Genomic DNA, 12,365 nt, shown 5'->3' with positions numbered 1-12,365 from the left:
GCTATTTCATTCAAGCCTAAATTTGAACCACATCACACAGTTAACTTGTAGTTACAACTTTGTTTTAAGATGTCGGATTTTTATTGATCAGGATCAGTATTTAGAAACATTAAGGACGCTAGTGTAGAGGGGACTTCACAGGAAAGAGGATTTCAATCATGGCATTTTGGTTAGATTTAATGTTCGGTAACCCAATTGGTTTACTCTCAATGATCGTTATCTTTAGCACTATAGGGATAATTTCTTATATCACTTGGATGTTCATTGTGAAGTCCGCGCAACAATCGTAGTTTTTGCTTCCAAATTGTTATTCTGTTCATTGTAAAAATTGCACGTTGTTATGGGGGTTAATCTAACCCCCATTTTTTGTGCCTGTGATTTCTGCTTTAGCACACAACCTGCATCCTGCATTAAGCGGCGTGTTTACGGCTTTGCACTACCCCATTTAAAAACTGCGGGCGCGCTTTAATCAAATGCTGCATTTCTTCCTGGCTCGGCTCTCCTGCGGGTAAACGCAGCACGCCACGATTCAGATACATGCGTGCCTTCATCGAAATTTTATAATCCGCCGTAGGACCTTGGATTGCATAATGGCGCTCATTACCTAAACATTCGAGGATGCAGGCATTGAGTAAGCTTTTTACTGCGGGTTCATTTTGCGGCAATGTCAAAATGGTGGCGCCCTGTAAAAAGAACTCCCGTAATAAAGCGCGCTCGGCACGATCCATCAGATTGACCTTAGCCTCAATAGTTTCGATCATTCGTTTATCACTCAAGTGACGAATCGACTCATCTAAGCCAAGGTTCAATAGCTGCGTTAAAAAATAAGCAATGGAGACTATCAGCCCTAGGCCAACAAAATGGGCATGCTCAGGGACAAACTTATCCAACGCCAACATGGCAAGCACATTGGATGGGATCGCCAATAACACAGCGCAGCTTACCATTAGCCACAGCATGACTCGAAACATCATCTTTTTAGGGCTAAACAATTTCACTGAATCCAGTTTGAATTTAATCATAGTCTTATCCCAGCGACAAAAAATTGAACTTAGACGGCATCAAGCAAGTTTGATGCCAGTGTATCTGTCAAAATTGCGGGATATTTCATGGGGATAAAATGCACAATCTGGATGCTTGAGTCTATGCTTATAAGCATCCAACTCGCTATTAGCTATAGATAATTTAAGATGCCGACTTTCTTTAGCCAATTTATTAAAAGCCCGATAGGCAGGCATCTCACCTTGTCTATTATCCTCTTTAGCTCCCTCATCACCTTAGTGACAACGGCCTATCAGTTGATTAACGACTATCGCGGCGATGTGACTCGTATTGATCGCGTATTCTCCAATATTGAAAAAGCCAACCTCGATGTACTCGCCGCCAGCATTTGGGTTATCGATGAAAGACTGATTAATACCCAGTTGAATGGTTTAATCCAACTACCTGATATTAATTATATTTCGATAAAAGATGATAGCGGCCAATCGTGGAACGCCGGCAATGAGAAGCCAACCCATACTCTCAATAAAGTATTTCCTTTGGTGTATAAGTCGCCAACTGACAGCATTAATGTCGGCACTTTAGAGGTTCAAGTGGATATGGATGCCATTTACCAACGCCTCTACGATAAAGCCATTCTGATCTTGCTCTCTAATGCGATAAAAACCTTCTTAGTTGCTGGATTTATTCTGTTTTTAGTCTGGTACAACATCACTAAACACTTAGACAAACTCAGTAATTACTGCAAACGCATCGATCTCGATACCGATGTCGAGCCATTAGCCTTCGATCGCAAGCAAAAAGTCGATGAATTTACCCAAGTTGCCGATGCCATCAACAATATGCAATCGCAACTGCGCGGCTCATTTGAAGCCTTAAAACGCTCTAAAACCGAATTGCAAACCGCCTTAGAGGATAGAGAACGCTTACTGACGCTCGAGCGCAGTTATAAGGAAGAACTCGCAAGGCAAGTCAAAGAAAGAACACAGGAATTAGAGCAATCATTAACTGCGCTGAAACGGGCGCAGCAAGTATTGGTCGAGCAGGAAAAAATGGCGGCATTGGGTGGTTTAGTCTCGGGAGTGGCCCATGAGATCAATACACCGATCGGCATTTGTTTGACGGCGGCCAGTACCCAACTGAGCCATATCGAAGAGCTTATCGAGCTTATACATAGCGAGCATGCCACCCTAGATGAAATCAACGCCATTTTAGATGAGTACCAAGAAAGCTGTGAGTTGATAGTTCGTAATATCAGTAAGGCCAGTAGCCTGATCCAAAAATTTAAAACGATCGCCATCGACCGTAGCCACGAAGAACATCAATGCATCAATCTGCAACGTCAGCTTAAGGAGATTTTAGAATCGACCTTAATTATGTATCCCAAGGTGAAAGCCCAAACTCAGCTACAGGTTAATTCTGCGCTCAACATTCAGACCAATGTCAGCCTGCTCAATCAAATCGTCAGTAATATTCTCTCTAATGCCTTCACCCATGCCTTTCAGGATAGAGAAGATAATCTGATCCAAATTACGGCCAAGCTAGAGCAAGACTACGTGAATATCAGCATTGAAAACAATGGGATTGCCATTCCACCCGAGGTGGCAGAGCATATGTTTGAGCCCTTCTTTACCACCAGCAGGAGTAAAGGAGGCACAGGCTTAGGCTTATCCGCCGCCTTCAATGCCGCCACGCTGCTAAAGGGCACCATGAACTATCAAGCAGACTCACAACTGGGCGGCGCACAATTTAATATCCGCATTCCCCTCACCCAATGCGATTCGCCCAAACTCACCACACACCATGACTTTACGATTTGATGGAGTGTTTAATACGAGTTTGATGGCAAGTGGAGCCTGTGGAAGGCGAATAAAGCAAACTCTGGTGCCACTAAACAAAAATCCACAGCATTGGCTGTGGATTTAGTTTTTAACCTTGAGACTTTATCTTATCGATTACCGCTTATTCACTCGCAGCTGGTTCATTTGCAACGGGTTCATTTGCAATTTGGGCGAGCCTAGCAAGTACCCGGCTAGCCGCCACAAAACCAAAAGTCCCAGTCACCATAGTGACGGCGCCAAAGCCAGAAGCACAATCCATGCGCATAGAACCATCGGCCGTCGCTTTGCTACTACACACAGAACCATCGGCTTGGGGATAAACTAATTGCTCACTGGAAAACACTGCATCGACGGCAAAACGGCGCTGCACATTTTTGGAAAAGTTATATTCGCGGCGCAAAATATTACGCACTTTGGCCAATAAAGGATCTTGGTAGGTTTTAGCCAGATCGGTAAGCTGGATCTGTGTTGGATCGGTTTGGCCGCCCGCGCCGCCAACGGTCACTATCTTAATTTTTTGACGTTTACACCAAGCAATCAGCGCCGCCTTTTGCTTAACCGCATCAATACAATCCACTACATAATCAATATTGCCACCCGCCTTGGCCCCAAGCAAATACTCACCAAGGTTATCGACTGTAATAAAGTCTTCCACTTCATTGACTTGACAATCGGGGTTGATCGAACGGATCCGCTGCGCCATCACAGCCACTTTAGACTCACCAATTGTCGATGACAGAGCATGAATTTGACGGTTGGTGTTCGTTACACAGATATCATCCAAATCAATCAAGGTGATTTGGCCAATACCACTGCGCGCCAACGCCTCAGCCGCCCATGTGCCAACGCCGCCAATGCCAATCACCACCACATGGGAGGCGGCAAATTTAGCGAGCGCCTTTTGCCCGTACAAGCGGCCAATGCCACTAAAGCGATTCTGATAGGCTTCAGTCATCAATACTTACCTTATATCTAACTAACAATGGCCACCTTAGAGGATGTAAAAGACAATCTACAGCAGCGTAACGCAATAAAAATGCGCCGTGGATTTTATACGATTTGGGCCAAAAACCGAAATCTATCTCGACCTAGGTGTGCCAAGTTGCACTCAGATACAAAAGTGCGGCAAATGTAGTGATTGGCACTTTCCTGAATCATAGGCTCATATATTAGGTAAACTCGGATTAAAATTTCGTTTTAACCTTGTAAAACATAGTGTTAAAAACAGAGCCATTTCAACATCAAGTGATCAAGATCACATTTTTAATTCGTTTGCCTGTCACACTGCGCAGCACCAAAGCTCCACACTCCGCAGTAAAAAGAGATAACTCTTGCTGCATAAAATAATGATATAAGTACAGGAAAATGAAGATGAAAAAGAATCTGCTCACTACAGCGATTGCCGCTAGTCTCGCATTTTGCTCATTTAACTCACTGGCCGATGGCCCTGAATTTTACGGCCATGTCGACCTGAGTATCACCGACTCAGAAAAAGGTTACGCCACTCAAAATCAGAAAGATGGCACAGTACTCGAAAACAACTTTTCTTGGGTGGGTGTCAAAGGCTCTGAAAGCGTAAGCCCTTACTTTGATATCATCTATCAAATGGAATTTGGCGTAGAAAATTTTGATAACTCGAATAAAACCTTCAATGCACGTAATACCTTCCTTGGGGTGAGAAGCGTTGCGGGTACCGTTTTAGCGGGCCGTAACGATACGGTATTTAAAGCGTCCGAAGGCGGTTTTGATTTGTTTGGCAACACCAACGCCGACATCGACCTGTTATTGGCAGGCCAAACGCGCTCAGCCGATGGCATTTCCTATTATTCGCCTAAGATCGCCGATCTTATCACCCTCAACGCCACCTATCTGATGAGTGACAACTACGATCAACGCGATAGCCAAGGCAACGAAGTTTATAACCAAGATCAAATGTATGCCTTAAGCGCCACTTTAGGCGACAAGACCTTTAAAACCCATAATTACTATGTTGCGGCGGCCTATAACGATGGCATCGAAAATATCGAAGCCTACCGTGGTGTTGCCCAAGCAAAATTTGGCGATTTCCTCTTTGGTGCCATTTATCAGCACAGCGAGCATATTGACGACAGATTCTCAAATCTCTCGGGTGAGACCTATTTTGTAAATGCTGCTTATCTGATGGATAATTTGAAACTCAAGCTGGTTTACGGCAAAGATGACTCTGGTTTAGGCAAATATGTCAGCCGTTTTGTCGGCAGCCAAGACAGCGGTAACCTCGAACAAGTGAGTGATGTCGACCTTCAACAGCTCACAGTAGGCGCAGATTACCGACTTAGCACTAAGACTATGGTCTATGGTCACTACACTCGCTTCGACGGCGACCTTATGCTAGCAGGTACAAAACAAGACCTAGACGACAACGTGTTTACTGTAGGTTTACGTATTGATTTTTAATAGTATTATTCTAATTCGAAACAGATAATATTTGATAAAAAAGCGGCTTTGGCCGCTTTTTTATTGTATCTCATACTAAATAGCATTCTCCCACCCCATTTATGACAAACTTGCGACAACATTAGTATATGCTACAGTTAGCCTCGCCGACTCACTTAAGCCACAGCGCTTTACCTACCTCTTTAGTAGTAAGTGAAAAATACTGTTTTACCACTTTCACTCCAATTTGCGGTTGAGATATAAGGAAATATCCTAAAAAACCCCGAATATGGACAAGGAGAGCCAAAAACATGATCTGCAACACAGCCTGCAAGTCGTAAAACTGTAAAAATCGGCGGCAACTTTGTTACCGATTCCAGTAACAAATGTGTTAAACCACACAAAAACCATGAAAAATGGAAAAGAACTTAGGTTCGAGGGAGCACAAAACATGAAAAAGACATTCATCTCTGCATCAGTTGCATCAGTATTAGCGCTGGCTTCATTCGGTGCGCTAGCCGAAGGCCCAAGCTTCTACGGTCGTTTAGAGCTTGCTGTAACTAATACTGAAACAGGTGCAACTCTACAATCTGGCACAAACGGCTTAAACTCAAACTATGCCGATGAGAATAACGCTGGTACCTATTTAGAAAACAACTTCTCTTTATTAGGTGTTAAAGGTACTGAGAAGATTGCTGATGGCTATGACGTTGTTTATCAAATGGAATTCCAAGTTGAAAGCACTTCTGGCTCAGGTGACGTGTTCAAAGCTCGTAACACTTACTTAGGTTTAAAAACCAATGCAGGTACTGTATTAGTCGGTCGTAATGACACAGTATTCAAGCAAGCTGAAGGCGGCGTAGATATTTTCGGTAACACCAACGCGGATATCGACCGTTTAGTTAGCGCTCAAACTCGTAGTGCCGATGGTGTATGGTACTTCTCACCTAAACTCGGTGGTTTAGTGACATTAAATGCTAACTACCTGTTCGATGATAACAACGATGAAAAAATAGACGGAAAACCTGCTCCAGATACCAATGAAAGCTTATACGCTCTGAGTGCAACTCTAGGTGATAGTAAGTTCAAAGAGCAAAACTACTATGTAGCTGTTGCTTACAACAAAGGTATCGCTGGTGTTGATGCATACCGTGGTGTAGCCCAGGCTAAATTAGGTCAGTTCAAACTCGGTGGTTTATTCCAAAACTCTGAAAGCGTAACTGATAGCGCTATCGACGGTAACACTTACTTCGTGAACGTATCTTACGATCTGAACGGTGTGAACCTGAAAGCTGAATACGGCTACGATGAAGCTGGTTTCGGTAAATATTACAGCACGTTAGGCAAAGCAGGTGCTGACGATATTAGCGTAAACAATATCAACGTTGGCGCTGACTACCGTTTATCCAAATCAACTATGGTGTATGGCCAGTACTCAATGTACAAAGGCGACTATAAAGACACTACTGGCGCTAAAATCGACTTACAAGACGACAACGTATTCTCTGTAGGTGTACGTTACGACTTCTAATATCCTTCTTAAAAGATATTAGCGAAAAAACCTACCGCTTGCGGTAGGTTTTTTTATACCTCAAATTTAGTACAAAGTACTGAGTGATTGTCATAAAAAAGCCACTCAAGTGACACTTGAGTGGCTTTTATTAACTTGTTGCGACTAACTTTACGCAAGCTCAAATGAGCGTTAAATGCTAGGTAAAACCTCTGCACCTTCGCCTAATTCAACACTATCAACACGTTGTAACCCGCGTGGTAACTTGGCGCCGCGGCGGCCACGTTCACCCCGATAATGCTCTAAATCGCTCGGTTTTAAGGTGAGTTTACGCTTACCTGCCCATAGGGTGACCGAAGTGTCTGCTGGCACAAGTTGTAAGTGGGTCATCAACTCTTCACGATTCTTAGCGCGCTCACTCGGAATACCGATAATCTTGTTACCCTTACCCTTAGACAACTGTGGCAATGCTTCCAATGAAAACAGTAACATACGCCCTTCATTGGTGATGGCTAGAATCGACATCTCGCGATTGCGGTCAATAGGTCTCGGCGGCAAAGACTTGGCATTCGTCGGTAAGCTTAACAGGGCTTTACCCGCCTTGTTACGTGACACCATATCGTTATAAGTACAGATAAAACCGTAACCTGCATCGGTGGCGAGTAGGAAACATTGCTCGTCTTCACCCAAAATCACATGCTGCATGGTTTCACCCGGCGCCATATTAAAGCGCGTGGTGATGGGCTCGCCTTGGCTCCTCGCCGATGGCAGGCTGTGACTGTCGGTCGCAAAGGCGCGTCCCGATGAATCAATAAATACCGCCGCCTGATTACTGCGTCCCATCGCACTGCATAGATATTGATCCCCCGCCTTATAGGACAAAGACTCGGCATCGATATCATGGCCCTTAGCGCAACGCACCCAGCCTTTTTCAGATAACACTACAGTCACTGGCTCGCTCGGCGTCAGCTCCTGCTCGGTTAAGGCACGGGATTCATGGCGCTCAACAATCGGTGAGCGGCGATCGTCGCCATAGGTTTCGCCATCTTGAATTAATTCTTTCTTGATCAAGGTTTTTAAGCGGCGATCTGAGCTTAATAACTGTTCTAATTTCTCACGCTCGGCCTCAAGCTCATCCTGCTCGGCCTTGATTTTAAACTCTTCTAACTTGGCTAAATGACGTAACTTTAACTCGAGGATGGCTTCGGCTTGCCTATCCGTCAGGTTAAAGCGCGCCATTAACTCGGCCTTTGGCTCATCGTGGAAACGAATGATTTCAATCACTTCATCGATATTGAGGAAGGCTATCATCAAGGCTTCGAGGATATGTAACCGTGCTAAGACTTTATCGAGGCGATACTCGAGACGACGCCTTACGGTATCGACACGGAACTCTAACCATTCGGTTAATAGCTCTTTTAATCCTTTGACGCGTGGACGACCATCTAGGCCCAAGACGTTCAGGTTTACCCTAAAGCTTTTCTCAAGATCTGTGGTCGCAAACAAGTGCGCCATCAGTTGATCGCAATCGACGCGATTTGAACGCGGCACCACCACTAGTCGCACAGGGTTTTCGTGGTCAGACTCATCACGTAAGTCAGCCACCATAGGCAACTTTTTCGCCTGCATCTGGGCGGCGATTTGCTCTAAAATTTTGCCGCTACTGGCTTGGTGCGGCAGCGCGGTGATCACTATCTCACCAGCATCGACGCTATACACGGCGCGGGCTTTTATGGAGCCACGGCCCGTCTCATAGACTTTGGCAATGTCAGCCGCTGGCGTGATGATCTCGGCCTCGGTCGGATAATCAGGCCCAGGCACATAGCCCATCAATTGCTCAAGTTCGAGTTTAGGATCGTCAAGCAGTGCCACACAGGCATTGACTAACTCTCTAGCGTTATGGGGCGGAATATCCGTCGCCATACCGACAGCGATACCCGTGATGCCATTGAGTAAAATATGCGGCAAACGTGCGGGCAGCACTTTAGGTTCTTTCAAGGTGCCATCGAAGTTAGCGCCCCATTCGACCGTACCTTGTCCCAGCTCAGACAATAATACTTCGGAGAACTTAGACAGGCGCGCCTCGGTATAACGCATCGCGGCGAAGGACTTAGGATCGTCTGGCGCACCCCAGTTACCTTGACCATCGACTAGCGGATAACGGTAAGAAAATGGCTGCGCCATCAGTACCATAGCCTCATAACACGCGCTGTCGCCATGGGGATGGTACTTACCTAATACGTCACCGACGGTACGGGCTGATTTTTTATGTTTTGACTGAGCTGATAACCCGAGCTCACTCATGGCATAAATAATCCGCCGCTGCACCGGCTTAAGCCCGTCACCGATATGGGGCAAGGCTCGGTCCATGATGACGTACATGGAATAGTTCAGATAAGCTTCTTCGGTAAAGCGCCGCAGGGGCATCTGCTCTACGCCATCTAAGCTTAACTTGATCGCGTCACTCATTTTCTTCTAGTTCCTGTGGTTCTTCAGTATTATCGCCATCCTTATAGAACAGCCGATACAGGTTACCTTTCAAATCATCCGAGATGTACATTGCGCCATCTTCCCCCGATAACAGGGCATAGGGACGGGCAACGGGAAACTCGCCATCAAGAAAACTCACTACGGTTTCACGGCTGACAACTTGCTCATTCTCGAGTTTCAACATGACGATCTGATAACCCACTTTGCTTGAACGGTTCCAAGAACCATTTTCAGCAACAAACAATTGATTATGGTAGATCTCAGGGAATTGCTTACCGCGGTAAAACGCGAGGCCAGTCGGTGCAACATGGGCTGGCAGTTCATAAACCGGGACGGTAATTTTTAAATTCTTAGGTTTTTCGTAGGCAGGCTCGACCACGGACGAAGCGTGCAAATACGGGAAACCATAATGGCTGCCAATCACATCGACGCGGTTGATTTCATCGGGCGGTAAATTATCCCCCATCCAATCACGACCTTGGTCGGCAAACCATAACTTGCCATCTTGGGGAGACCAGTCAAATCCAGTCGCATCACGTACGCCTAGGGCAATCTGCTCACTTGCTCCAGTATCGACATTAATCGCAATTATGCTGCTGTAGGGCGCACTCGCCTCACACACGTTGCACGGTGCACCGATGGAGACATACAAGCGGCCATCGGGGCCAAAATTCATCGCTCGGGCACTTTTTTTATCAGATTCTGGCAGATCGCTGTAGATCTCTTTCGGGCGAGTCGGACGGCGTAGGCGCTGCTCAATATCAATAAAACGTACGATACGGTTTTCAGTCGCGACAAAAAGATCGCCATTATGGAAGGCTATCGCATCGGGGGATTCCAGCCCTTTGGCAATCACATAACGTTTATCGACGCGGCCATCTTGATTGCTGTCAACGAGCGCATGCACAATACCACTCTTATTGGAACCCACAAAGAGTGTGCCGTTTGAGCCCATGGCTATCTGCTTTGCATCCCCGAGATCGGAGGCATAAAGGGATAAACCAAATCCCTTCGACACGGTAATCATGATCGACTGAGACCCCGCTATCGCCGCCTGGCTCGTTAATAACGCCAGACTCGCCAGTAGGGCCCCGAAGGCAGAGAACACCCTTAAATATTTATAATTATTAGTTTTTATATACAACATGGTAATTTTCTTTATGCCTAAGTTTTATTGTTATCGGCAATAGTGCACAACATTAAAGTACCGCCATGTCACCCTTATCCTCGAGCCAGTTTTTACGATCGGGCGAGCGTTTCTTAGCCAGCAACATATCCATCAGTGAGTCAGTTTCTTCTACATCATCAATGGTTAACTGAACTAAACGGCGAGTGTTTGGATCCATAGTCGTTTCACGCAATTGCAGCGGGTTCATCTCACCCAGACCTTTAAAGCGCGTAACTTGGACCTTACCCTTTTTATTCTCGGCAGTAATACGGTCGAGAATACCTTCTTTTTCAGCCTCATCTAAGGCGTAATAAACATCTTTACCTATATCGATACGGAACAGCGGTGGCATAGCGATATAGACATGGCCCTGTTCGACCAGCACACGGTAATGTTTCAGAAACAGGGCGCAGAGTAAAGTTGCAATATGTAGCCCGTCGGAGTCGGCGTCGGCGAGAATACAAATCTTGCCATATCTTAGCTCGGAGATATCGTTGCTATCGGGATCGCAACCAATCGCCACCGAGATGTCATGCACTTCCTGCGAGGCCAACACCTGTGAAGCATCCACCTCCCACGTGTTTAGGATTTTACCCCGCAGCGGCATAATGGCCTGAAACTCACGGTCGCGCGCCTGCTTCGCACTGCCGCCCGCAGAGTCCCCTTCCACTAAGAAGAGTTCGCCGCGCATCGGATCTTGGCCGCTACAGTCGGTCAATTTACCCGGTAATGCCGGGCCTGAGGTGACTTTTTTACGGGCCACTTTTTTCGAGGCTTTTAAGCGGCGCTGGGCGTTGTTAATACACATGTCCGCCAGCGACTCGGCCAATTCTGTATTCGAGTTGAGCCACAGTGAAAACGCGTCACGCACAATACCAGAGACGAAGGCAGAGCTTTGACGGCTCGAGAGTTTCTCTTTGGTTTGACCGGCAAACTGCGGATCTTGCATCTTCACCGAGAGAATGAAGGCGGCGCGATCCCAAATATCCTCAGGCGACAGCTTGATGCCGCGGGGGATCAGATTGCGAAACTCACAGAACTCGCGCATCGACTCCAGCAAACCTTGGCGGAAACCGTTCACATGGGTTCCACCCAATGGCGTTGGGATCAAGTTAACATAGCTTTCATTGATCGCATCGCCACCTTCAGGCAGCCAAGTAATGGCCCAATCAGCGGCTTCGATTTGACCTTTAAAGCTGCCGATAAAGGGCTCTTCTGGCAGCATTAAATTATCGCCAACCGCCGCCTTAAGATAATCGGTTAAACCACTCTCGTAGTACCACTCATGGACTTCGTTGGTGTGTTTATTAGTAAATTTGATCCTAAGACCCGGACACAACACGGCCTTGGCGCGCAGCAAATAGATGAGTTTGGAGTTGGAGAAATTCGCCGAATCGAAATAGCTGGCGTCGGGCCAGAAATGTACTCGGGTACCAGTATTGCGACGACCGCAAGTACCTGTAACTTTTAATTCTTCAACTTTAAAGCCATTTTCAAAAGCAATATCATACACTTGGCCGTCACGGCGTACCGTCACTTCAACGCGACGAGACAGAGCGTTAACCACCGAAATCCCCACACCGTGCAAACCACCGGAGAATTGGTAATTTTTATTCGAAAATTTACCGCCGGCATGCAGTTTAGTAAGGATGAGTTCGACCCCGGGAATGCCTTCTTCAGGGTGAATATCTACCGGCATCCCCCGACCATCGTCGGTGACTTCAAGGGAATTATCGGTATGGAGCACAACTTCGATTTTAGTGGCGTGGCCCGCTAAGGCCTCGTCCACACTGTTATCTATGACCTCTTGGCCTAAGTGGTTAGGTCGGGTGGTATCGGTATACATACCTGGACGGCGTTTAACTGGGTCGAGTCCGTTAAGAACTTCAATGGCGTCAGAGGTGTATTGATTCGTCATAGTGTACGCTATAAGTTGTTA

Annotated in this window: 9 protein-coding genes; 4 read left to right on the top strand and 5 right to left on the bottom strand. The window is 46.3% G+C overall.

Going from position 1 to position 12,365, the window contains the following annotated elements:
* Window positions 1-158: 158 nt before the first annotated feature.
* Window positions 159-290 carry a DUF3149 domain-containing protein gene (locus SHEWANA3_RS03880; RefSeq protein ID WP_011715898.1) on the top strand — a complete coding sequence of 44 codons (132 nt, stop codon included), beginning with the start codon at window positions 159-161 and terminating at the stop codon, window positions 288-290.
* A 120-nt stretch (window positions 291-410) separates the two neighbouring features.
* Here the strand turns inward: SHEWANA3_RS03880 and SHEWANA3_RS03875 are convergent, their stop codons facing one another.
* Entirely contained in the window at window positions 411-1,022 is a 612-nt protein-coding gene (locus tag SHEWANA3_RS03875) for a superinfection exclusion B family protein (RefSeq protein ID WP_011715897.1), read from the bottom strand.
* A 168-nt stretch (window positions 1,023-1,190) separates the two neighbouring features.
* Between SHEWANA3_RS03875 and SHEWANA3_RS03870 the strand changes: the two genes are divergently transcribed.
* On the top strand, window positions 1,191-2,822 hold the full coding sequence (locus tag SHEWANA3_RS03870; RefSeq protein ID WP_011715896.1) for an ATP-binding protein: 1,632 nt from the start codon (window positions 1,191-1,193) through the stop codon (window positions 2,820-2,822).
* A gap of 142 nt (window positions 2,823-2,964) precedes the next feature.
* On the opposite strand, the gene tcdA is transcribed toward SHEWANA3_RS03870, so the two are convergent.
* Window positions 2,965-3,798, bottom strand: coding sequence for a tRNA cyclic N6-threonylcarbamoyladenosine(37) synthase TcdA (gene tcdA, locus SHEWANA3_RS03865; protein WP_011715895.1), 834 nt, complete (start codon window positions 3,796-3,798; stop codon window positions 2,965-2,967).
* 416 nt (window positions 3,799-4,214) lie between these two features.
* On the opposite strand from tcdA, the gene SHEWANA3_RS03860 reads away from it, so the two are divergent.
* Window positions 4,215-5,279: a porin gene (locus SHEWANA3_RS03860; protein ID WP_011715894.1), complete on the top strand. Its 1,065-nt coding sequence runs from the start codon at window positions 4,215-4,217 to the stop codon at window positions 5,277-5,279.
* A 430-nt stretch (window positions 5,280-5,709) separates the two neighbouring features.
* Window positions 5,710-6,789: a porin gene (locus SHEWANA3_RS03855; protein ID WP_011715893.1), complete on the top strand. Its 1,080-nt coding sequence runs from the start codon at window positions 5,710-5,712 to the stop codon at window positions 6,787-6,789.
* 171 nt (window positions 6,790-6,960) lie between these two features.
* On the opposite strand, the gene parC is transcribed toward SHEWANA3_RS03855, so the two are convergent.
* The 3 genes from parC to parE are packed head-to-tail and all read right to left on the bottom strand — an operon-like array spanning window position 6,961 to window position 12,344.
* On the bottom strand, window positions 6,961-9,237 hold the full coding sequence (gene parC / locus SHEWANA3_RS03850; protein WP_011715892.1) for a DNA topoisomerase IV subunit A: 2,277 nt from the start codon (window positions 9,235-9,237) through the stop codon (window positions 6,961-6,963).
* Window positions 9,230-10,405 carry a PQQ-dependent sugar dehydrogenase gene (locus tag SHEWANA3_RS03845; protein ID WP_011715891.1) on the bottom strand — a complete coding sequence of 392 codons (1,176 nt, stop codon included), beginning with the start codon at window positions 10,403-10,405 and terminating at the stop codon, window positions 9,230-9,232. Before SHEWANA3_RS03845 ends, parC begins: the two co-directional genes overlap by 8 nt.
* A gap of 52 nt (window positions 10,406-10,457) precedes the next feature.
* Window positions 10,458-12,344: a DNA topoisomerase IV subunit B gene (gene parE, locus SHEWANA3_RS03840; protein ID WP_011715890.1), complete on the bottom strand. Its 1,887-nt coding sequence runs from the start codon at window positions 12,342-12,344 to the stop codon at window positions 10,458-10,460.
* Window positions 12,345-12,365 lie beyond the last annotated feature (21 nt).

Source organism: Shewanella sp. ANA-3 (assembly GCF_000203935.1).
Taxonomy (GTDB): Bacteria; Pseudomonadota; Gammaproteobacteria; order Enterobacterales; family Shewanellaceae; genus Shewanella.
The sequence above is the reverse complement of the archived record's forward strand: the minus strand, read 5'-3'. Positions and strand labels throughout refer to the sequence as shown.

Bases quoted from the DNA above. Each gene is read 5' to 3' on its own strand.
- parC (WP_011715892.1), bottom strand. From the start codon at position 9,237: ATGAGTGACGCGATCAAGTTAAGCTTAGATGGCGTAGAGCAGATGCCC.
- SHEWANA3_RS03845 (WP_011715891.1), bottom strand. From the start codon at position 10,405: ATGTTGTATATAAAAACTAATAATTATAAATATTTAAGGGTGTTCTCT.
- SHEWANA3_RS03870 (WP_011715896.1), top strand. From the start codon at position 1,191: ATGCCGACTTTCTTTAGCCAATTTATTAAAAGCCCGATAGGCAGGCAT.
- tcdA (WP_011715895.1), bottom strand. From the start codon at position 3,798: ATGACTGAAGCCTATCAGAATCGCTTTAGTGGCATTGGCCGCTTGTAC.
- SHEWANA3_RS03880 (WP_011715898.1), top strand. From the start codon at position 159: ATGGCATTTTGGTTAGATTTAATGTTCGGTAACCCAATTGGTTTACTC.
- SHEWANA3_RS03875 (WP_011715897.1), bottom strand. From the start codon at position 1,022: ATGATTAAATTCAAACTGGATTCAGTGAAATTGTTTAGCCCTAAAAAG.
- SHEWANA3_RS03860 (WP_011715894.1), top strand. From the start codon at position 4,215: ATGAAAAAGAATCTGCTCACTACAGCGATTGCCGCTAGTCTCGCATTT.
- SHEWANA3_RS03855 (WP_011715893.1), top strand. From the start codon at position 5,710: ATGAAAAAGACATTCATCTCTGCATCAGTTGCATCAGTATTAGCGCTG.
- parE (WP_011715890.1), bottom strand. From the start codon at position 12,344: ATGACGAATCAATACACCTCTGACGCCATTGAAGTTCTTAACGGACTC.